This is a genomic window from Paenibacillus sp. FSL L8-0502 (assembly GCF_038593055.1).
Classification (GTDB): Bacteria; Bacillota; Bacilli; order Paenibacillales; family Paenibacillaceae; genus Paenibacillus; species Paenibacillus polymyxa_D.
In genome coordinates, this window is the sequence record NZ_CP151958.1 from 4,102,224 (window position 1) to 4,124,608 (window position 22,385).

The following is a 22,385-nucleotide window of genomic DNA, read 5'->3' on the forward strand; positions in this document are numbered from 1 at the left end:
CCGTTCCTCCCTCTTCCTGTCCTTTGTTACCCTCATCTATTTGCATGACCGTATTATGAATACTGGATGGTGTCACTAGTAGCCGTAACCTTGCGGATCAGCCACGTAGCGATCAGACAGATGAGCAGCAAGGCGAAGGCTGTAGCACTGCCGTATCCAAAATCAAAGCTGCGGAATGCCTGGTGGTACATGTAAGAGGCCATCACTTCACTGGCTCCATTCGGTCCACCATCCGTCATGACGTAGATGAGATCAAAATATTTGAGCGAGCCGACAATGGACAATATAATCGTAACGTTAATCACCTCGCGCAGCAGGGGCAATTTGATACGAGTCGCAATCTGCCAGGCACTGGCCCCGTCGATCCGGGCAGCCTCCATTAGCGTTTCGGGAATGTTTTTCAGCCCGGCATAATAGATCAGGATATAAAAGCCTGCATATTGCCAAATAATCGGGATGAACAAAGCAAACAGCACCAAGGACGGATTAGCTAACCATTCAGGCGGATTGTGGACTCCGACTGAAGCCAGTATGGAATTGAACACTCCGTTCGTTGGATGATACATTTTGAGCCACAGCTGTGCGATCGCTACAGATGACAACAGCATGGGAATCAGATAAATTTTCCGCAGCAGATTCGCTCCCTTGATTTTTCCTGACAAAATCATCGCAATGACCAGATAACCGATCAGACTGATGCCTGAAAACAAGGCCAGCAGCAGCGAATGCCAGGCACTTTGCCAGAATGCACTGTCTGTGAGCAAATGTTGATAATTGTCCAGCCCCACAAAAGTCATAGAGCCGATTCCATTCCACTGATTCAGGCCGTAATAGCCGGTCAGTACGATGGGCACATAGATCACGGCGAATAACAGCAGTAGAGAAGGCAATACATAGAGAGCAATGACAAGCTTATTGGACATGACCTTTTCCACGGTTGGACCTCCTTAGGTGGTCAATTTCAATTTCCTTTCTCGATGGCAGCCTTATGCTGGTCGGCAAATTGTTGCGGTGTCACCGCTTTACCAAACAACGCCTGAATCATATTCAAATGTACCTGTGCTGCATTCGGCTTCATCTGTACATCGGCGAACAACGTAATACTGCTGGCTTGATTCAGTCCGTTCAGCAAATCGACATACAGCTTGGGCAATTTTTCTTTGGAGGTGTCCACTTTCGTCGCCGGAATAACGCCCGCCTGTGTGACCGATTGTTCTCCCCATTTGACTACAAAGTATTCAACGAACGCTTTGGCCTCTTCTTTCACCTTGGAATTCTCAGAAACAAACAAACCTACTCCCGGACCTCCTACCCAACTGTTCTCGTTGCCCTTACCGCCTGCAACCATCGGAAATTTAAAGAAGCCAATTTGATCTTTAAATGCTTGCGGGATTGCGGGATTGGTCGTAAAATTCGGCAATTCCCAAGTAGCCATTAAATACATAGCCGCTTTGTTGTTCATAAATTCGGATTTTCCCTCATCATTGGACAAGCCGTTAAATCCTTTGTTAAAGGCATTCATATCCACAAGCGTCTGAACTTCGGAGGCCGCCTGAATTAAACCAGGGTCATCGAACGATCCTGAGCCGTCAATCGCTTTTTTCAGCGTTTCGTTACCTGCTATACGGTCCGCCAAATACATATACCAGAGCGAGCCGGTCCAGCGGTCTTTATTGCCCAATGCAATCGGTGCTACTCCATGATCCGTAAGTGTTTTCACAACCTGCTTAAATTCGTCAAATGTCGCAGGTACCTTCAAATTGTATTTTTGGAATATGGCTTTGTTGTAATAAATGGGTGTAATATTTAATTCAATCGGAAGCGCATACGTTTTGCCATTCAGCGCATAAGCTTCGGTCGTTCCCGGTACGAATTTGTCCTTCAGCTTGGAACCTTGCAGCAGGTCATCCATCGGCGTAAATAATCCACCTTTAACGTAAGGCTCCATAAAGCCTGCTGCCCAGGTGATGCCGATATCCGGCAATTCATTGGAAGCTGACAGCACTTTGAGTTTGTTTTTATATTGTTCATTTTCCAGCACTTCCTGCTGAATGACGACATTCGGATGATCCTTTTGGTATTGATCTATAATCTGAGTCACTAGCTTGCTCTGCTGTGCCGAACTTCCCTCGGGCCACAGGTGCATCATTTTGAGTGTAACCTTTCCCCCGTCTCCACTGGAACCGCCTTGACCATCTTTACCAACACCGCAACCGGATAACACCAGCATGAATGACAGCAGCAGGGTCAACCCAGCAAACCATTTTTGATGTGAGCGCTTACGTAAACCATACTCGTTGGACATCGTTAGACCTCCGTTTGTTGTATTTATATTTTTTTGTAACCGTTATCATTTGTAAGTTTAGCATTCTATTCCTGCTTTCAACAGGGTACGCTCATTGGGTATAATTCCACTTTTATTGGGTTTGATCTGCCTACTGTCAGTCGATATTCTCCGGCCCTGTACGCATCTGCTGCCTGTAGCGGCTGGGACTTATCCCCTCGGTCGCTTTGAATACTTTAATAAAATATTTATCTGTTCGGTAGCCTGATCGTTCGCCGATTTGGGCAATCGTCAATTGGGTATGCAGCAGTAGCTCCTTGGCCCGTTGCATCCGCAGCCGATGCAGATATTCGCTGAAGGACAAACCACTTTGCTCCTTGAATAAAACACTAAAATAGCTCGCATTCAGGTGTGAATGCGCGGCAGTCTGCGCCATCGTAATGGATTCGTGAAGATGCTCCGCCATAAAGGTGAAGGCACGTCGTACCGGATCACTAAGGGTAGCCGCCTGGAGATCAAGCTCTAGGAGAACAGGGTCAGCCAGCTTGTCCAGCTTCTCGTATCGCTGCCGCTCCTCTTCCAGCCGAAGCGCTTCATTGACCGCATTCAGCAGCTCTTGTTTATCAATCGGTTTGAGCAAATAATTGACGGCTCCCAGACGAAGAGCCTGCTGGACATAATCAAACTCCGCATAGCCTGAGATGACAATGGTCGCTGGTCGTCGTGAATCCCGTTCCAGAGAGCGGATTAAATCCAGCCCACTGAATTCCGGCAACCGGACATCCGTAATCAACAGATGAACCGTCTCTGCACGCAGTATATTTAGTGCTTCCAAACCATTACCGAATGTCACAATCCGGTATTTCCCGGCTGCCCATTGCTCCAGTGTCTGGTGTATCCCCTGACGTGTTCGCTGTTCATCGTCTACAATGACAATGGTTTTGGATGAAACACTCATTCCTACCGCCCTCCATATTCATCAGGAATTTCAAAAGCGACCACCGTTCCTTCCTGCTCAGCACTATGTATCAGCACACCGTCCGTTGGATAAGATGCGCTGTCATAATAGAGAGCGAGCCTGCGCTGCACATTAACCAGTCCCATACCGGTTCCCTTGCTCTCGCAGGCTGCTCCCCCCATCAACGCTGTACGCACAGCTGCAAGTTCTTCCATTGTCATTCCAGGTCCGTTATCTATGACCGCGATCCTGGTCCACCCCGGTCTGGTCGAAGGAGTGACACTGATTTCAACACGGCCGTTGCCGATGCGATTTTCCACACCATGCAAAATAGCATTCTCTAGAATAGGCTGGATCAGCAGTTTAGGAAGCGGAATTCTGGCTGCCTCTGAAGGCATATGAATTTGCCAGCTCAGACGTTCCCCCAGACGCATCTCCATCAGTTCCAGATAACGACGGATTTGCGCCATTTCTTCCCCGAGGGTCACCCAAGAGTCATGGTGAGCCGGTTCAATAACATAACGAAACAGCCGCGACATGGACACCATCAGCCCGGCAAGCTCCTCCTCTCCCTTCTCCTGTAGCGACCAGTTGAAAGCATCCAGCGTATTAAAAAGAAAATGCGGATTGATCTGTGCCTGCAGAGCTTTAAGCTCGGTCTGGCTTTGTAAAACCTCCTTCTCGTAAATGACATGGATCAATTCATTGATATCGACAATCATCGTATTGTACTCTGCGTTCAATTCTCGCAGCTCGACCGCTGCTGCCGGTTCTGGATTCAGAGCCAACGCCCCTTCCCGTGAACGACGCATCGCCTGAATCAAGTGACCTATCGGTCTTGTAATCAACGTAGACAACATAAAGGACATAAATAGGAATAGCACGGCACCAAGAGACGCGGAAATGATAAGCGTAGTCCGTAAAACCGTAATTCCGTCTGTGACGACGCTAACCGGAATCAGGATCAGCAGCGACCAGCCCGTCCGCTCCGACTGCTGAACAGCCTTCACATATTCCCGCTCCCCAATATGAACCGTCTGTGTCTTGCTGTGCAGTACACCTGACAAATCCGTCTGGTTCATTGGTTCACCCGACAGCAGCTGGCCTTGACGATCTACAAGCAGCATGGTTTCATCCGCTTCTTCATTGACTGCTGACGCACCATTCAGTCCAAAATAACTTCGCTCCATACGGGTAATGAGGTACCCTCCGCGTGAGAACCAGCGATCCACCAAGCTGACCTGCCGAATTGCTAGCAGTGACCTGGGGTCCTCGGGATCAATGCCGATCCAGACCAGTCTTCCTTTCATCTGATTCGCTTCCCGGATGTCTGCCTGTCCGATACGTTCCTCCAGACTGCCCTCTCTAATCGGAAACAACATCTTCCCTTCAGCAGTATACAGTTCCAGTGAGCCGACACTCGGCATATATGCCTGATAGCTATGCATCACTTGCAGTAGGGATTGACGCTGTCCAAAATTCACCTTGCCCCCGTTGCGCTCCTCCAGCAAAATATGCTGAACAGACGGGTGATTAGCGACCTGCTCCGTCAAACTGTCCATCTGGCCGATTAATGCATCCAGCCTACCGCTTGCTTGTACCGCAGTTTGACCAATATGTCGCTCGGCACTGTCTTTTAACAGGTGAGACACATTGAGATAAATGAACGCCCCCGCTACACTCATCATAATAAGCATCACCAGTATAAATCCGATAAAAATCTGATTACGTAATGTGTTTAATGGTTGGTACCTTAAACGCATATGCCATCTCCCCCTGAGCCATCGCAGAAAAGTAGATAATGAGAACGCTTTCTATTTTCTATTCTAGCGCATCATTCTCCTTTGTTGGCATATTTTCAGCAGAGATTATATCAAAATGGACAGCAATCTCTGGAATCATTATGTTCGACAATAACACGTAATAACGATACTTATTAAAAAAAATGACTCCCGACACATGCAGGAGCCATCTACTGACCAGTTAAACCGAAGCTTCTTTAAAATCACCCAAACTAAGGTACCGTCCAGGCTCCGAAGCTTGGATATAAAATAGGTATCCTATTGGAGGGCAGCCAAAATGCGGTCGCACAGCTCCATCGTTTTCACGTTGTCTCGTCCACTTGAATCAGGCGTCCGTCCTTCTTGGCAGCAGTTCATGAAATGAGCAATTTCACCGACAAAACCGCGCAAGTACAAATCACGGTATCCGCCCGACATCGCGGAAGCTGATGGTGTCAGAACCGTATCATTTTCCGCAAGGGATTTCCAAGGAAGCTCTGTATGACTCTCCGACTTGTGAATGATCAGTGTATTCACCTCATCCGCGTTCGCAAAACCGTGGTCAAAGGTTACCGTAATCCCTTCACTCTCGCGTGTCCATGCTGTCATACCTGCGAAGTATAGGCTGCCCACTACACCATTTTCAAATTTCAAGGCAATCGTATGGGAAATACACTCACCGTTATCGTTCGCAAATCCGGTAACCTGTACCACTTCCCCGAACAAATAACGTACCAGGTCGATCATATGAACCGCCGCCAGCTTCATGAAGTCTTCGCCAGTTTTACAAAACTGGGTACTGTCCACGAGAAATTTTGCCTGAAATGAGCGTGCGGCTCCAAGCGAGCCACCCTCAATCCATTCTTTTAACTTTATGTATACAGGTGCGTAGCGCTTCATGAAACCAACCATCAGCACAACGCCTGCTGCTTCTGCCGCATCTGCAATTTGGGCCGCTTCCTCGGCATTCCAACCCAGTGGCTTGTCTACAAAGACATGTTTTCCAGCCTTAATGCAGTCTAGTACGAGCGAAGGATGATCTGCCGCTTGTGCTATCACGACAACTCCATCACAGTCTTCCTGCTCCAGCATAGCCTTGTAATTGTCATAAGGTGTGCCACTACTTCCAAACCGCTGAAGTGCTGTCTTCGATCTGCTTAAATCTCTAGTCGCAATCGCCTGAATTTCAGCACCTGCCCCAATAACAGCAGGATATATATTCGTTGAAGCGTGAAAGCCAGCCCCGATAAAACACAGCTTCGCCTTGCTCATGTTAGTCCCTCCCATGTACACACTAAAATAATCCGATCCCATCGTACCCTATTGCCGAAGTATATATAAAAAAACCTTAACAAAGATAATCCCTTATCCTTGTTAAGGCTCTGTCTGTATCACCTGCAACCATCCTTAAAATACATACAATTACAGGGTTCAGAAATTACCTTGTGGATAATGAAGCCCATTTTTGCTCCAGCCACTGGTCAAATTCAGCGCCCTTGTCGCCTTCATAGATGTCATAAATATCGACTCTCATCTTGTGCAGCTTCTCGCGAAAATCGTTATAGGTATGGTCGGCTGGCAGGCTTTTTTTAATCCGCACCAGTATCTTCGTCAGACCCTTAACAAGCTCACCCTCTTTGCGCACAGGCGGCTGTACATTCTCGCCCCATTCCTGAAGTCTGCGGTAAGCTGCTTCCTGAACGGCATATACCGTATCATGATTTAAACGATGTGTCAGCAAGTCAATTGTCTGCTGGTTCTTCCATGCACCCAGATCATTTACCGCAGCTAGGCGTGTTTTCCAATCGGAGGTTCGGTTTGCAGCTACTTTAAGCTGCTCATATACTTCTGCAAATTCCTGCTGAGTTTCGTTGTTTTCCAAAATTGTCTCATCCTTTTCTAAAAATCACTATATTACTGTTCATCACGATTGCCGTTTGTTAAATATAACATACTTGCCGGTCTTCTTCTAAAAAAAGATAAAAATGAAATGATCGGACGTTACAGGAAATCTGCACGTGCTGGTGTAAATGCATCTAGCAGAATTCCGCCATCCTCCAGTGGGATACAGCCATGAAGAGTATCGGATGGAAAATGGATGCTGTCTCCTTCTTTGACGGTCTGCACTTCCTTTGTTTCGCCATCATCAATCATGAACTTAAAACTTCCCTTCACTACATAGGTGACTTGTTCATGGACATGCTTATGCAACAGGATTTCCCCTATTTGTGCTTTAGCAAACATCACTTTGACATACATAAGCTGGTCGCTGTGGGCTAGCACTTTCCGGGTGGTATTACTGTCAACGATATCAATTTGAATATCTTGGTCGTTAAAAAACATGGATCATTCCTCCTCTTTTTAAGCACAAATGATTTAGATAAGTTATTTTTTGGAAAATTCATAAATCGATTTAGTTTAAAACCAGCGGAAAATAAGCCAAAGTACTCCAGAAAGGGTGGTAAAGTCGGGATCGGCGAACGTCACCCCTTCGGCACCCAAAAAAGAAAAGAGCGGCAAAGTGAGAGCTGGTAGCAGACAGAGCAAGAATCCATTAAGACAACTGGAAATAACAGCTCCTCTAAAACCACCGCTGGAATTGCCGAATATCGCGGCTGCACCACCAGCGAGGAAGCAGGCCATGATCCCTGGCACAATGACAGGCAATCCGACAAACGGGAAAAGAAAGACGCAGGCAACGCCTGTGAAGAAGCTGACCAAGAAGCCTACCAACGCGGAATTGGGTGATTTATCGAACAGTACCAGAACATCCACACCAGGGATTGCTCCAGGTGCGAACACTTGGGAGAATCCTTTGAAAGCGGGTACAATTTCAGTTGTGAACAGCTTAACACCTGCTTTTGCGATATACAAGCCGGCAGCAAAAATAGCTGACTGTTCGAGGATAAAGACGATATATTCTTTGCCATCCGATAATTTGCTGACATAATCAGAACCAGCAACCAGTCCGGATACCAGCAAAAGCACAAGCATCGTCAAGGTCGTTGCAACATTGGGGTCGCGCAAAAAACTGATGCGGTCATTAATTTTTACATTTTCGGTGTCATTTTCACGGTTGCCGAACACTTTCCCTAAATAGGTGCCCAGAATGTAAGAGGTCATGGAAGCATGAGCAATCGTATAATCATCCGATTTAATAATGTTTTTGCTAGCATTCCGGAGTAGGTAAGGAAACACCGCCATATAGCTCCCAATGACCAATGAACCGACGATGATCGTAGTCAGCGAACTGAGACCTAGACCTTTCATAACGGCTGTAGCGACAAAGCTCATAAACAAAATCAAGTGAAGAGACAAATAAATGTACTTGAACTTGGTCAGACGTGCAAGCACGATGTTAAGGATCATGGAAAAGAGCAGAATGAGCGCAGCATCCGCCCCGATCTGATCAATGGTCAGTGCCATAATGGCTTCATTGCTGGGTACGACACCTTTAAGGTTGAACGCATAAGAAAAAATTTGGCTGAAGTTAGTGAGAACGCCTCCTAAAATGCCGCCGCCGACCTTGATCATGGTGAAGCCCATGAAAGAAAGGGTAGTTCCCGTAATGATTTCTGATACTTTCTTCCTCTGGAATATAAGGCCGAGTAATGTCACAATCGCGATAATGATGGATGGCTCCCTGATAATGCTCATAAACATTTCCATAGTGATCTCCGACTTTCTTTTATTATTTTCCATTCTTACTAAATCGATTTAGTAATACTCGAAAAAAATTTCCCTTCCGGGAATGTAAAAAGAAGCAGAATCATTTTTTGTGAATTAAATCACAAATTACTCCATACATTATTCGCTTAAGCTCCATTCCTCCCCTCTCTTCAATCACCATCATCACTAAATTCAGGACAACCATAAATGAAAGGGTATTCATGACTCGAATCATAAGATCATTATAGCTCTTTATTTTCTTTTTACAATAGAATTCATAAAAACGTTTTCAAAAAAAAGAAAAGGACTTATTCAAACATTCAGTTCAGCTTTAGGACCGATTCTCTGTGGTTGATGACCGGATTCATACGGATGATTTCTGACAGCTCCTCATGATCCTGTTCTTTTTGATCAATTTTCTCCAGCAGTAGCCTGGCACTCCTTTTCCCCATTTCAAAACTCGGCTGGGAAACGGTTGTGATCGGCGGATTATAAAAAGACGCAAAGGATACATCATCTATGCCAATCAAGGAAAAGTCATTAGGTATGGTCAGATGATTATTTTTGGCAAAGATCAGCACCTGCTCCAAAATCATGTCATTCGTAGCAATGATTGCGGTGGGCGGGTTCTCCATGTGGAATAGTTGTCCAATCAGATTAGGCATTTCATCCAACCTGCCGCTTTTGATATAGTTTTCATTCACGGGTATGTCATGTTTACCCAGCGTATTTCGGTAACCTGACAGTCGCTCACTTCGTGTGGTGATCGCTTTTTTGCCTAAGGGGAACGTGATAATCCCAATGTTGTTATGACCATGCTCAATGAGTGCTTCAACCGCAAGCTCGCTGGCCTTTTCATTATTCAGTAGCACCGTATCTACGCTGAGTTCATCGATTTTGCGGTCCACAAACACGAAGGGATAGCCATTTTTGACAAGGGAAACATATAATTTCTTGTTCTCTTCCGTCGGGAAAATGATAAGTCCATCCACTTGCCGAGCAATCATCGACTGGACATACTTTTTCTCTTTTAGCGAATCATCATCGGTATTGCAGACAATGACCTGGACATTTTCCAGTTGGCATTCATCTTCAATGGCACGCACGACTTCTGTTGTAAATCTCGATAAAATGGTTGAAGAAATAACCCCCACAATGAAGGTCTTCTTCTGCTTGAGACTACGTGCCACCTCATTGGGTATATAACTGAGATCCTCAATCGCTTGCTCGATCTTCTTCTTGGTGTTTTCACTCATATAGTTGTATCTCTTTTGCAGAAACTGCGAAACTGTACTCTTCGACACCCCGGCACGTTCTGCCACTTCCTTCATCGTTGTTACCATAATTACCCTCCTTTCTTTTTCTGCATGTCAGGCATGTTAATTTTCAAATATATATATTCTGCAACCTGTATGTAAAGTGAATTTCACTTTATTATATACCTTCTTTTACAGCAGGAAAATATAATAAATGAAGAGTTAGAGCGTGCCTCTACCTCATATACAAGCGCGGCCAAAAATACGGGGTGGAAACTCCTTCACGAATCTTTTACAAGAGGAACTTTCCTACTTAGCTTGATAATCCGTTGTTATAAATCTATTGATTTCGAACGAAATCTTAGAAATATACGAATTTTATGAACTTGTTTGATGGAAGATTTGAACATAAAATGAAAATGTAATCGGTTACAAATTCTTTTAAATAAAGGAGGAAGCAGAATTATGAAGAAAAAAGGATTAAGAAAAACATTTTTCGTCATTGCCTCCCTCGTAATGGGCTTCACACTGTATGGCTATACACCCGCTTCTGCAGATGCAGCCAGTGTGAAAGGATATTATCACACCCAAGGAAACAAGATTGTAGACGAATCTGGGAAAGAAGCGGCATTTAACGGCCTGAACTGGTTCGGTCTGGAAACTCCTAATTACACCTTGCATGGACTGTGGAGCCGCTCAATGGACGACATGCTGGATCAGGTGAAGAAAGAAGGCTACAATCTGATTCGTCTGCCTTACAGCAATCAGTTGTTCGATTCCAGTTCCCGTCCAGACAGTATTGATTATCACAAAAACCCTGATCTGGTCGGATTAAACCCGATTCAAATTATGGACAAGCTGATCGAAAAAGCTGGACAACGCGGTATTCAGATTATCCTTGACCGTCACCGTCCAGGCTCAGGTGGGCAATCCGAGCTGTGGTACACATCCCAGTACCCTGAGTCTCGCTGGATTAGTGACTGGAAAATGTTGGCTGACCGTTATAAAAACAACCCCACCGTCATTGGTGCGGATTTGCACAACGAGCCACACGGTCAAGCAAGCTGGGGTACAGGCAATGCCTCCACAGACTGGCGTCTGGCGGCACAACGTGCAGGGAATGCGATTCTGTCCGTGAATCCGAATTGGCTGATTCTCGTAGAAGGTGTAGACCACAATGTACAAGGCAGCAATAGCCAATACTGGTGGGGTGGCAACCTGACAGGTGTAGCCAACTATCCTGTCGTTCTGGACGTACCGAACCGTGTCGTATATTCTCCACACGATTACGGCCCCGGTGTGTCTTCGCAGCCATGGTTCAACGACCCGGCCTTCCCGTCCAACCTGCCTGCGATCTGGGATCAAACCTGGGGCTACATCAGCAAGCAAAACATAGCTCCGGTACTGGTCGGTGAATTCGGCGGTCGTAATGTTGATTTGTCTACTCCTGAGGGGAAATGGCAAAATGCACTCGTAGACTATATTGGTGCCAACAACCTGTACTTTACGTACTGGTCCCTGAATCCGAATAGCGGCGACACAGGCGGTCTGCTGCTGGATGACTGGACTACCTGGAATCGTCCGAAGCAAGATATGCTGGGTCGAATTATGAAGCCTGTTGTTTCCGTAGCCCAGCAAGCGGAAGCCGCAGCCGAATAGGCACAGGCCTTCAACTTCACTTAATTAAAAAAGCCGATTTTCCTCCTTCAGGCCAGATTATGCTGGGCTATGAAGATGTGGAGAAACGGCTTTTTTTGTTCTTCCAGTTTTACACATTGTAAATTCCCCATTGAATGGGTCATTTTGTAAACTAAATCTCTCTTTCAACCGATAAATACATATGTTGGATTTTAATTTAGAAAGGAAGTATTCATGTGATTATTTGGAAGGGTTTTGGTATTTTAAATATTATTATTCCAGGGATTTTATTTGTTATTGTCGGTAGTTTAGTATCCGCTCTAGGGCTTGACTCCATAGATTCCCGGCTGCCAATGGCTTTTGTGTTCATTGTGTCGGGAGTTATTATCTGGTATTTGGGGAAAGCACTCAACTCCGACTCGGACAAAGTGCTAGTTGATATGGAAACGGGACAACGCTATCGAATGGGAACCCAGCACAGTCTGTTTTTTATCCCTATGCATTATTGGGGCCCTGCCGGTCTAGCGATCGGATTTATTTTAATCGTTGCATCGATATTTATTTAACGTTGATTGCAAACATAAGCTATTCCGAACACCGCAATGCGAGCTAGTTGCTCCCATTGCGGTCTTTTTCCTTCTCGCAGGTCGATTATGCTCAGATACCGCTATGGTTTACCTGTAGGCCAATGGGTTTGGGTCAGGGGAACACCTAGCTCATGCTTCGACCTAGCTGCTCCACCTTGCTCAGCCAATCGTTGCGCTGCTGATCCGATAACTTATTCATAAGATCAATGGTCGTAGAACGCACTGGTTTGACACCACATAGATGCAGCGTGGAATCCTTCATCATCCGATGCCCAGGCTGTCCCTGGAAAAATCGGTAGTACCAGTGCGGACCGTCCATCGTTGTAATGAGGCGAGCTGTTCTTCCTTTTAGAAGCTTGTCAGGCAAGGATTTTCCTTTTTGATACTTAAACGCAAACCCCGGCATAATGGTACGGTCAATGAAGCCTTTCATTAATGCAGGCAAGCTGCCCCACCAGATTGGAAAGACAAAAACAAGATGTTCTGCCCATTTAATCGACTCCTGTGCTTGGATCAAATCAGGTTCCAGCGGCAATTTATTACGATATCCACCTAATAGATTTGGGTTAAAATCCAACGCGGATAACTGCAACAAACGAACCTCTGCTCCTGCAGCCTTCGCTCCTTTTACATAGGATTGAGCCAACGCTTCTCCATAACTGCCAGCGACTGGATTCCCTTGAATCACCAATATTTTTTTAGACATATAAGCCACTTCCTATCTTCACATTATGATTTTAGTTAGAAAACACTAACTTTATATTTAAAAAGAAAAGGTCACTACTGACCTTTACTTAATAAAGCTGTTAAACGTTGTTTGACCTCTGTTGCAAATGGAACCAACTGCTGTGGAAGTTCACCTTCCAGGCTGGATACGGACAAGCGTGTAATAGCTCCAATGATGAGCACACCGGATAGCTTAGCATCCTGCTTCGGCAGTTCACCTTGTTGAATCCCCTGTTCGATGAATTCAGTCAACGCCTCCAGCGGCTGACGCACATTCTGGCTCTGGCTTGCTTCAACATACAGCTCATGATGCTGTGATAGTAGAAGCAAACCATACTGGTCCTCATCATGCATATTCAGCACTTCATCCACCAGTTGATGGAAACGACTAACGAAGTTCCCACTCTGCTTGCGATAGAAGTCAATTAAGGTGGTGTAGCTATTGCAATACTGCCCAAATACTTCCAAGGCCATCGCATCTTTACTCTTAAAATGCTTATAAATCGCGGCATCCGTCACACCGGCAGCCTCTCCAATTTCTTTGACTGAAATCCCGTCAATTCCTTTGGTTGCAAATAAGCACATCGCTGCCTGCAGAATATCTTTCTTTTTGCTGTCTATATGTGTTTTCTTGTTCATAAAATTATAGTAAGTGATAACTAACTAAAATGCAAATTATATTTTTATGCAGGCTCATTCTGTCTTCATACTTTCATTTGATATATATTGTATTAAACCTAAATACCATGTTTTTATAAGTGAATGATCATAAATACAATTAATGATACGTGTATCGCCACATTTTATTCATATAAAATAGATATGTAATCGAATAAAACGGGCGCTCGGGCAGGCGGGACTCATTATGCTTAAGGTGCATGCAGTCACCCAGCAGGGAAAAGACTCAGGCAGTCTTGGCATATGAGCGACGAGCACATTTCCCCGCTGCAAAAAGTCGTGCACGCCATCCATAACCAAAGCTCCAAGGCCGGTCTTCAGCTTTGGCATGTCGGACGCAAAGGCTCGTTGCCCCAAAAACAGCTGTATCTGCCTCTGGGTTGCCTCACCGCGAACAGTATCATCCACTGGCTCGCACACTAAATTGAACAATTTCCACAATAATAGGTGTGCCGGAGGAAATTGCCTCCCCTTCGTTAAGGCGAATCGTCAGCGATTCAGGTGTCAGTCTATACAATGTGCTTTCTTGTATCATTCCATTAATGTATAGATTGGCATAACTGTTGCTTCCGACATTAAACCGCTGAAAGGGCTCCTGTACACCATCTACAGAAAATTGATCCGCCATAATCGTGATTGAAGACTCAATTGTAGCAGGTGCAAAATAAAAATATCGCTCGGCTATGGGTATAATTTCAATATTTGAAATGTCAGCTGCCGGACCGGTTGGGCCTGTTATTCCTTGGGCTCCGGTTGGGCCCGCTATGCCCTGTGCTCCAGTAGGGCCGGGTGCACCTGTTGCACCTGAACTACCTTGGACGCCAGCCGGACCTGGCGCTCCCCGTGTTCCTGCTGGACCCTGTATTCCTGGTATTCCTTGGACTCCCGGTGTTCCCGCAGTTCCCGGTATGCCTTGTGCTCCTGCTAAACCTGGAATACCTTGTACCCCTGTTAACCCGGCTTCGCCTTGCTTCCCTGTCAAACCAGGAATACCCTGTGCTCCTGCCGAACCTGGAACACCCGGCTTTCCCGTCTTGCCCATTCTCCGCCTCCGCTTGGTAGGAGCATTTCTACATCTCCGTTGCATGATTAGCTTTGGATGCTTTTTGGCATGGAACCCCGTTTTTGTTCTACCTTTGAGTGAATAACTTGTTTTACACTTTTTACGTTTGTTGATCTTGCAATGTACGGTTCTTTTTCCTTGCCTTCTTAGTGATGAATCGCGTCTCCTCATACCAGTCGTGTACACCTCCTTCTCACATGCTTATTTATGTATTGTATGCATATCCCTCTTTAGGGTTTTAGGCATTTGTAGGATGCCGATTCCAAGTATTCGCTTCCATCTGTATTTGTAGCAAAATAGGCCTTCTCCATTCACCCTATTATTAATAGAAAGGTTAATATGCCGTTTCCGAATAGGTTGAGAAATCATTTATTGATTAAGAGCCACCGAATGGCTCATACCAGTAAAGAAAGGAGATGAAAACTATGCCCATCATAAAACCTGTGTACACAGCAGTAGCTACTGCTCCCGTAGCAACTGGTGGTGCCATAAGCACGACTGTAACCCCAGCCGTGACTCGTTTTTTTGCAACAATTACAGCCGGGATGATCGGAGCAACAACAACAACTATTCCTGCTGCAAGCTTCGTAGATGACGCCGACGCTCCCGTTGTTGCTTTACCAACATTAACGGCTACTGATTCTGCTAATTATTATATTAATGGAGTTATTCAGCAGAGCTCCTTATTCACCCTGACCACGGCAAGTCTGGTCATTGCCTCTGTAGATATTACACCAGGTGTCCCCGCTGTCATAGAAATATCTGATTTTAGCGGCACAACCTCCACCATATCAACTCAGCCCACCATCTCTGCCCCTACCGTAACGATTATCACTTAAGATGTTTCATCATGTTGATTCAAAGATGGACTGAACGGTCATTCAGGCTGTACATTCCCCGTATAAGCTAGAAAAGACCGATTCAGATGTCGATATCTGAATCGGTCTTTTAAGCTCAAGATGAATATACAATCGTTTTCAAATGACTGGGTACTGTATGATTAAGGCAAAATAGCAAAGGAGCGCACTGGAAATCCGGGGGAATCTTGAATGCTCGGAACGATATTATATATGACCGCGCCCGTCGGGGGCAACTTGTCCAAATTTGTCAGCACCTCAACTTGATACCGATCCTGCTCCAATATGTAATATTCCCCTACCAGCTTGCCAGCTTTGCGATAAGCTACAGAAGAATCCGTATCTAGCGTTTCATGTCCAATGGCAGCCACATTTCGTTCTTCTACCAAAAAGCGTAGCGCCTCTAGCGACCAGCCCGGACAGTGTGCATCTCCGGCGTCATCCTTGTTCGAGAAGGCATCTGAATCAGGCCAACGTTTGCTCCAATCACTGCGAAAAGCGACAAAGGACTGATCAGCAATGCGTCCATGCTCTTTCTCAAAGTCCAAAATATCCGCAACCGTAAGTTCATAGTCAGAATTGGCTGCAACGGCTGCTGAACGGTCAATGACAACGAGCGGCAAAACCAGCTCCTTCAATGAAAGCTCATGCAAGTAACGTTTGCCCTTCACAAAATGAACGGGTGCATCAATGTGAGTCCCATACTGACCTGGAAAGCAGTATTGTTTTACAAAAAAGCCATCGTCGTGGGTAAACAGGGTATCCACCTGAACATTATCGAATACTGGAAAATGAGGGATTTCAGGATAAAAAGCGTGGGACAAATCTACCCACTCTTTTTGCTTCAACAACTTCAAGATATCTGCTAAATGCTCTGCCATGATGCCCATTCCTCCTCAGCTTTATTACAAGCCATTTTACCTGAGGATTCTGCAAAAATCTATAAATCGACCTTCCAGAATGTATAGATTGAAATCGTTAACATTTTGAGAAAAAACACAAAAACAATTCCATATATTCATATATACATTTCCTATTCCGTGTGATTGTTAACGTTTTCATTATTACATATACGTCTTGATTGGAAAAAGTAGGGGGCTATTGAATTATATAAAAAATTCGACAAAAATTTTAGTATGTAACTTTTATTATATTAACAAATACTGGAACACGAAGTATGATAGAAAATGTAGAAACCACAGGAGCACCCGGGACTCCCTTCGTTTGTCTACTCTATTCATCCAATATACGGAGGTATTTTATGAAAAAGAGATTTTCACTCGGAATTGCAGCAGCTCTGCTATTCACTACCCTGTCCCCTCTTGGTTCACCTGCTCATGCAGCCAGCGATATTGGTAAAGAAACGCTTGGTAACAAAAACGGTTGGGCAGCCTTTTCTACAGGCACAACAGGCGGAGCTGCAGCCTCTTCTTCTAATATTTTCACCGTAACGAATCGCAAGCAATTAGTCGATGCTTTGGGCAAAAACAGCAATAGTACGCCTAAAATCATTTATGTCAAAGGCACGATCAACGCCAACGTCGATGACAATAACAAGCCGTTGGGATTGAACGATTACAAGGACTCTAAATATGATTTTGACGCCTACCTCAAAGCTTATGACCCATCCACTTGGGGTAAAAAGGCTCCGTCCGGCACATTGGAAAAGGCACGTGAGGCTTCACAAAAAAATCAGGCCAGTCGTGTCGTCATTGAGATTCCTTCTAATACAACGATTGTCGGTCAGGGTAGCAATGCCGTCATTAACGGCGCGAACCTTCAACTAAAAAAAGGGACAGATAATGTCATTATCCGTAATATTGAGTTCCAGGATGCCTACGATTATTTTCCTCAATGGGACCCAACGGACGGCAGCACAGGCAATTGGAATTCGGAATATGACAGCATTACAATTAACGGCGCCACACATGTATGGGTAGACCACAATACCTTCAATGATGGATCTCACCCAGATAGCCAAAACGGCTCCTTTTACGGTCAAGAATACCAGCATCATGATGGGCTTCTCGATGTGATTAACCAGGGCGATCTGGTTACGGTTTCTTACAATCATTTTTACGATCATGATAAATCATCGATTATTGGCAACAGCGACAGTAAAACAGCAGATGAAGGGACTTTACGTGTAACCCTGCATCACAATTATTATGAAAACACGGTACAACGCACACCACGCGTGCGGTATGGACAAGTCCATCTGTACAACAATTACTATACAGGTGATGTAAAACGCTCCGAATATCCTTCACTGTATATATGGGGCGCAGGTAAATCCTCCAAAATCTTCGCCGAAAACAATGTTATTGACGTTGCCGGTTTATCTGCAGCTAAAATCGTGACTGTCTTTGGTGGAACTGCCCTGTCAGATACGGGCACAATCCTGAATGGACAAGCTGTTAATGCAGGCTCCAGTGCGGGTCTTAGCTCCTCTGTAGGCTGGAAACCATCGCTGAACGATAAAATTTCCCCATCCGCCAGTGTGAAGGCAGAAGTCACTTCCCAAGCTGGCTCTGGTAAGCTGTAAACACTGCCCGTTAACACAAATAACCGCAGACGCATACAACCTGCGATTTTACACCAAAAAGGCTGTTTCCTCCGTAGAATGATTCCACACGGAGAGAACAGCCCTTTTTTTATTTTTCATTTGTTTAATTACAAATTATAGCGCACATTAACTACCGTATTGTTCTACCAAAACCGGCTTTTCAAATGCGTTATCCAGCTTGCGAAGCTTAGCCTTTACCGCATCTGGTGGCTCAACCGCTGGCGCATCTGGATGCAGCAACCATGATTTCACAAAGTGCGTATCGGATAATTGAAAGAGTGGAGGCTCTTTCTCAAAGTCAATTTTCATAGCATAAGAACTGCGGGCTGCAAAAGCATCCCCTACAGGTGGGTGAAGCAGATCCGGAGGTGTTCCCGGGATAGCTGCCAGCTTCTGACCATGGCTGTCCAAACTTGGCATAGAGGCGAGAAGGCCCCATGTATATGGATGTTTCGGGTTGTAGAAAATTTCATTAACCGTACCTGTTTCCACGATTTGTCCTGCGTACATAACAGCAACGCGATCAGCCATCTTCGCCACAACACCGAGGTCATGAGTAATAAAGATGATGGAAGTATCGATCTTTTTCTGAAGATCCTTCATCAGCTCCAAAATTTGAGCTTGAATCGTTACGTCCAACGCAGTCGTCGGCTCATCGGCAATCAGAAGTTTCGGATTAGCAGCCAATGCCATCGCAATGACGACACGTTGACGCATACCACCACTAAATTCATGCGGATATTGGTTAAAACGCTGTTCAGGATGTGGAATACCTACTAGATTCAGCAACTCAATACCCCGCTTGCGAGCAGCATCCTTGGATATTTTTTCATGCTTGAAAAGCACTTCCGTGATCTGCTTGCCCACTTTCATCGTCGGGTTAAGCGAAGTCATTGGGTCCTGAGAAATCAGGCCAATTTCCTTACCACGAATTTTTTGCATCTGCTTTTCCGTTTTATTAATCAGCTCTTGTCCGTCAAACATAATTTGACCCTTTTGATAAATGCCCGGAGGGGTCGGAATCAACTTCATAACAGCTTGTGAGGTTACGCTTTTACCTGAGCCGGATTCGCCCACAATCGCCAGCGTCTCTCCTTTATTGACATGAAAGTTTACGCCACGAATGGCCTGCACTAGTCCCTGGCGGGTCTTGAAAGATATCGTTAAGTCCTTCACTTCCAAAAGGCGGTTCATCTCATCACTCTTTCATTTATTATTCATCACTATTATTGACCACTATCTAAAAAAACGACGTCCATGAGTCAAGGTATATACGATTAATTTTACTCAGTTTAGTACCTACCAGTCAAGCTATATCTCAAATATCACCGAAAAACTTCCATTCGATGTTAGATAAATGAAATGTTTCTCCGAAAAAACGATCATTTTTAACCATTTTTGTACTCATTTATAACATGCGCTGGATATAGCTGAAGCGTGCTCCACCCAATGGCGAACGTGTGCAGAGTAGTTCTCCATTCAACCGGGTAGCAATTTGACGACAAATAGCCAATCCAAGACCTGTGACACCATTCGAGCCCGCATAGAATCTTCCGAACACCTCGGTTGCCTCTTGTTCGGTCAGCCCTTCCCCATCATCATCCACATGTATAACCCATACAACCTCCGGTGTTGTCCCTGTCTCCAAATGAATGACAACCTCCGTAGAGGTATGCCGAACTGCATTTTGCAGCAAATTCAATATCATGCGGAACAATTGCTCGGCCGGAACGGCCACATGCAGACCCTCTCCCTCCACTCGGAGCGAGATAGAACGTTCAGCAGCCACCGGCATCAATAGATGAACAGCATCCTCCGCCATGCTTCTAAGATCAACCAGAGAGACAGGCCATTCTTCATTCAGCGCCTCCAGCCTCGATAGCTGCAGCAGCTTTTCCACCATGTCAATTAACCGCTGGGACTGCACTTTGATGATACTCAGTCCCTCGTCCTGGGATACCACTTGATCCTGTATGGCATATACATAGCCTTGAATCGACATTAACGGTGTCCTTAGCTCGTGAGATACATTTTGTAGAAATTCAATTTGACCGTGATGGTGCTGCTGAATACGGGCGGACATGGAGTGAAAGGTGCCGATCAGCTCGCCAATCTCACTTTTATCCGCCTGCGGAAAATCACTATCCTGCGGCTGATTCGGCTCATAGTTGCCAACCGCCTCCTTCAATCGTTTGAGCGGACGCACCAGACGTGAGACCACCATCAGACCAATGACGAGAATCACTAAAAAACCCGCGATGATAGACAGTAATGTGGTTCTCATTAACGGTACATACAGGGCTCTCAAAGAAGATAAGGGTGAGTATACAAAAATACGAAAAGGTTGTCCGGGCAATTCCTCATTCGTAAACAGTACCTTTTTACCTTGAAGCACAGCCACCCCTTCATGTGTAGCGGTCAGATCCTGGGCAGACGGATGAACCGATGCAAAAAATCCCTGGCGGATCAAAAGCAAATGTTCGATCTTTTTGCCTTCCATTCCAGAGACGCTTGAGTCGATGATGTGGTTATCCGTGCTTAAAATAAAGTAATCGGTAGATAAAAGCACGCCCTTGATAACATAGTTAAATTCAGCATTATCCAGTCGATCAAAGCCTCCATCGCTCATAATATGGACGGCTTTGCGTGCCTGCTCATGAAGTTTGGATTTGACTTGATTCACCAGAATGTCGTCGATAAGCCTAACGAATAAAACCACCGTAATACAGACGGTAATAAGCATGGCGATGGACAGGGAAAGCAGTATTTTAGCTCTCATCGTACGCATGATTACAACTCCTGAACCGTTGCTTTATATCCGAAACCCCATACGGTGTTAATGACGAGCGTAGAGTGATATTCAGCTAACTTTTTACGAATCCGTTTGACCAGATCATCCACGACTCTCACATCACCTATAAAATCATAGCTCCACACCTGCTGAATCAGATGTTCCCTGCCAAAAGGTCTTTCCAGATGATTCGCAAGAAACAGCAACAGATCGAATTCACGTGAGGTTAAATTCAGCTCTTGTCCGTCCACTGTGACTTTACGAAAGTCAGCAAAAATACACAGATTGCCCGCATGGCATAGATCTGCGTTTTCTGCCGCTTGCCTATCGTCCGATGCAGACATTCCGGCCTTGCTCAGTCTCAGCATCGCTTTGACCCTTCCTACCAATTCCCTTGGATTAAAAGGCTTGGTCAAAAAATCGCTGCAGCCCAGCTCCAGCCCGTGAATACGGTCGTTTTCTTCTCCACGGGCAGAGATCATAATGATCGGCATTTCCGTAAACTCACGAAGCTGAGTCAGTAGAGAAAGCCCATCAATGCCAGGCATCATAATATCAAGAACGAGACAATCCGGACGGTTCGTACGGATATGCTCTACCAGTGTTTTACCGCTGGAAAAGGAAGTCACCTCGTAGGATTCTTTTTTCAAATATTCAGATATTAATTGCAGAATGAACACATCGTCATCCACTACTACTATTTTTGTCATGGCCTTAACCCCTTGCCGTTGTTCTGGATGCTTCCATCCTCTCTTTAAGCTTAACAGAAGCCTAGCAGAATAGACAAAAGACGGGTATACCGTTCCCGGTCCCGTCTTTCTTATCATGAATCGCTGCTGTATATGCCAGGCGAGCTGAGTGCTAACTACGCATCAAACTTATTTCTTGGTTGTTACTACTTTGGCTGCTGCTTTTGGAGCTGTTTTTGCTGGGACTGCTTTTTTAACTGGAGTTTTGTGGGTCACTTTTTTAGCTACGACATGATGTGTACGAGTTTTATGAGCTGTTGCTTTGTGTTTAACAACATTATGTTTTTTGGCATGATGTTTAACTGTACGGTGCTGCCCTTTCACTGCTTTTGTTTTGTGGCTTGCCGCTTTTTTCGCAACGGATTTTTTGGCAGGGGCTTTCTTTGCTTTGGTTGTTGTTTTATGAGCTGTTACAGCTTTTTTAACCGGTGTTTTTACCACAGGTGTTTTCGTCACAGGTGCTTTTGCCGGTGTTTTGGTAGCTGGTGTCATAACCGCAGGAGCTTTGGTTACTGGTGCAGTGCTCGCTGGAGTCGTTGTTGCTGTAGCGGCGAATGCGCTGCTTGCTCCTCCCAGTACACTTACTACGGTCAATACGGCTGCTGCATTTTTAGTCCATTTTTTCATGATTGAATCACCTCTCCTTTAAAGTATCTTTAGCTTATCAGGAGAATTCGGCATAATTGTGGAGCAAATGTGTGAAAAGTATATGAAAAAGCGTGCAGCTCTGTATTTAGAAAATACATGAGTCTGCACGCTATGAGTTTTACAATAACCGTCTT

Annotated in this window: 22 protein-coding genes; 5 read left to right on the plus strand and 17 right to left on the minus strand. The window is 45.2% G+C overall.

What is annotated here, in order from left to right:
* Positions 1–53: 53 nt before the first annotated feature.
* The 9 genes from NSQ57_RS17830 to NSQ57_RS17870 all read right to left on the minus strand — a co-directional run bounded on the left by NSQ57_RS17830 (position 54) and on the right by NSQ57_RS17870 (position 10,035).
* Positions 54–935, minus strand: a complete 882-nt coding sequence (locus NSQ57_RS17830; protein WP_039273005.1) for a sugar ABC transporter permease — start codon at positions 933–935, stop codon at positions 54–56.
* Positions 936–961: 26 nt separating this feature from the next.
* Positions 962–2,305, minus strand: a complete 1,344-nt coding sequence (locus NSQ57_RS17835; protein WP_165149579.1) for an extracellular solute-binding protein — start codon at positions 2,303–2,305, stop codon at positions 962–964.
* A gap of 136 nt (positions 2,306–2,441) precedes the next feature.
* Entirely contained in the window at positions 2,442–3,242 is an 801-nt protein-coding gene (locus tag NSQ57_RS17840) for a response regulator (protein ID WP_165149581.1), read from the minus strand.
* 2 nt (positions 3,243–3,244) lie between these two features.
* A complete protein-coding gene (locus NSQ57_RS17845; protein ID WP_029515621.1) occupies positions 3,245–5,005 on the minus strand; it encodes a sensor histidine kinase in 1,761 nt (586 codons plus the stop codon).
* 297 nt (positions 5,006–5,302) lie between these two features.
* Positions 5,303–6,295, minus strand: a complete 993-nt coding sequence (locus tag NSQ57_RS17850; RefSeq protein ID WP_340956457.1) for a Gfo/Idh/MocA family oxidoreductase — start codon at positions 6,293–6,295, stop codon at positions 5,303–5,305.
* Between the two features lie 166 nt (positions 6,296–6,461).
* On the minus strand, positions 6,462–6,905 hold the full coding sequence (locus tag NSQ57_RS17855) for a HEAT repeat domain-containing protein (RefSeq protein WP_029515623.1): 444 nt from the start codon (positions 6,903–6,905) through the stop codon (positions 6,462–6,464).
* A 119-nt stretch (positions 6,906–7,024) separates the two neighbouring features.
* The gene (locus tag NSQ57_RS17860) at positions 7,025–7,366 is read right to left on the minus strand and encodes a cupin domain-containing protein (protein WP_165149587.1); all 342 of its coding nucleotides are present in this window, start codon (positions 7,364–7,366) and stop codon (positions 7,025–7,027) included.
* Positions 7,367–7,441: 75 nt separating this feature from the next.
* The gene (locus NSQ57_RS17865) at positions 7,442–8,692 is read right to left on the minus strand and encodes a PTS ascorbate transporter subunit IIC (RefSeq protein ID WP_342425106.1); all 1,251 of its coding nucleotides are present in this window, start codon (positions 8,690–8,692) and stop codon (positions 7,442–7,444) included.
* Positions 8,693–9,012: 320 nt separating this feature from the next.
* Positions 9,013–10,035 (minus strand): substrate-binding domain-containing protein, encoded by a 1,023-nt coding sequence (locus NSQ57_RS17870; RefSeq protein WP_029515627.1) that lies wholly within the window; start codon positions 10,033–10,035, stop codon positions 9,013–9,015.
* Positions 10,036–10,413: 378 nt separating this feature from the next.
* On the opposite strand from NSQ57_RS17870, the gene NSQ57_RS17875 reads away from it, so the two are divergent.
* Both NSQ57_RS17875 and NSQ57_RS17880 read left to right on the plus strand, forming a co-directional pair.
* Positions 10,414–11,607, plus strand: a complete 1,194-nt coding sequence (locus NSQ57_RS17875; RefSeq protein ID WP_342425107.1) for a glycoside hydrolase family 5 protein — start codon at positions 10,414–10,416, stop codon at positions 11,605–11,607.
* A 215-nt stretch (positions 11,608–11,822) separates the two neighbouring features.
* Positions 11,823–12,152, plus strand: a complete 330-nt coding sequence (locus NSQ57_RS17880) for a hypothetical protein (protein ID WP_029515629.1) — start codon at positions 11,823–11,825, stop codon at positions 12,150–12,152.
* A 145-nt stretch (positions 12,153–12,297) separates the two neighbouring features.
* Here NSQ57_RS17880 and NSQ57_RS17885 read toward each other — a convergent pair whose 3' ends face one another.
* Both NSQ57_RS17885 and NSQ57_RS17890 read right to left on the minus strand, forming a co-directional pair.
* Entirely contained in the window at positions 12,298–12,879 is a 582-nt protein-coding gene (locus NSQ57_RS17885) for an NAD(P)H-dependent oxidoreductase (protein WP_029515630.1), read from the minus strand.
* Positions 12,880–12,953: 74 nt separating this feature from the next.
* Entirely contained in the window at positions 12,954–13,538 is a 585-nt protein-coding gene (locus NSQ57_RS17890) for a TetR/AcrR family transcriptional regulator (protein WP_209949784.1), read from the minus strand.
* 282 nt (positions 13,539–13,820) lie between these two features.
* Here NSQ57_RS17890 and NSQ57_RS17895 point away from each other — a divergent pair, with 282 nt between their 5' ends.
* Positions 13,821–14,000 (plus strand): hypothetical protein, encoded by a 180-nt coding sequence (locus NSQ57_RS17895; protein ID WP_238437886.1) that lies wholly within the window; start codon positions 13,821–13,823, stop codon positions 13,998–14,000.
* Here NSQ57_RS17895 and NSQ57_RS17900 read toward each other — a convergent pair.
* On the minus strand, positions 13,978–14,619 hold the full coding sequence (locus tag NSQ57_RS17900) for a DUF4183 domain-containing protein (protein ID WP_080658569.1): 642 nt from the start codon (positions 14,617–14,619) through the stop codon (positions 13,978–13,980). The genes NSQ57_RS17895 and NSQ57_RS17900 overlap by 23 nt on opposite strands.
* 446 nt (positions 14,620–15,065) lie before the next feature.
* Here NSQ57_RS17900 and NSQ57_RS17905 point away from each other — a divergent pair, with 446 nt between their 5' ends.
* Positions 15,066–15,479: a DUF4183 domain-containing protein gene (locus NSQ57_RS17905; protein ID WP_013311418.1), complete on the plus strand. Its 414-nt coding sequence runs from the start codon at positions 15,066–15,068 to the stop codon at positions 15,477–15,479.
* Between the two features lie 161 nt (positions 15,480–15,640).
* On the opposite strand, the gene NSQ57_RS17910 is transcribed toward NSQ57_RS17905, so the two are convergent.
* Positions 15,641–16,378, minus strand: coding sequence for a cyclase family protein (locus tag NSQ57_RS17910; RefSeq protein WP_023989797.1), 738 nt, complete (start codon positions 16,376–16,378; stop codon positions 15,641–15,643).
* A gap of 380 nt (positions 16,379–16,758) precedes the next feature.
* Here NSQ57_RS17910 and NSQ57_RS17915 point away from each other — a divergent pair, with 380 nt between their 5' ends.
* Positions 16,759–18,042 (plus strand): pectate lyase, encoded by a 1,284-nt coding sequence (locus NSQ57_RS17915; RefSeq protein ID WP_029515634.1) that lies wholly within the window; start codon positions 16,759–16,761, stop codon positions 18,040–18,042.
* Between the two features lie 147 nt (positions 18,043–18,189).
* On the opposite strand, the gene NSQ57_RS17920 is transcribed toward NSQ57_RS17915, so the two are convergent.
* From NSQ57_RS17920 to NSQ57_RS17935, 4 genes are all read right to left on the minus strand, one after another.
* Positions 18,190–19,257: an ABC transporter ATP-binding protein gene (locus NSQ57_RS17920; RefSeq protein ID WP_029515635.1), complete on the minus strand. Its 1,068-nt coding sequence runs from the start codon at positions 19,255–19,257 to the stop codon at positions 18,190–18,192.
* A 214-nt stretch (positions 19,258–19,471) separates the two neighbouring features.
* Positions 19,472–20,851 (minus strand): HAMP domain-containing sensor histidine kinase, encoded by a 1,380-nt coding sequence (locus tag NSQ57_RS17925; RefSeq protein ID WP_340956461.1) that lies wholly within the window; start codon positions 20,849–20,851, stop codon positions 19,472–19,474.
* A gap of 2 nt (positions 20,852–20,853) precedes the next feature.
* Positions 20,854–21,564 (minus strand): response regulator transcription factor, encoded by a 711-nt coding sequence (locus NSQ57_RS17930; protein ID WP_209949782.1) that lies wholly within the window; start codon positions 21,562–21,564, stop codon positions 20,854–20,856.
* Between the two features lie 168 nt (positions 21,565–21,732).
* Positions 21,733–22,230 carry a hypothetical protein gene (locus tag NSQ57_RS17935; protein ID WP_340956463.1) on the minus strand — a complete coding sequence of 166 codons (498 nt, stop codon included), beginning with the start codon at positions 22,228–22,230 and terminating at the stop codon, positions 21,733–21,735.
* Between the last annotated feature and the right edge of the window lie 155 nt (positions 22,231–22,385).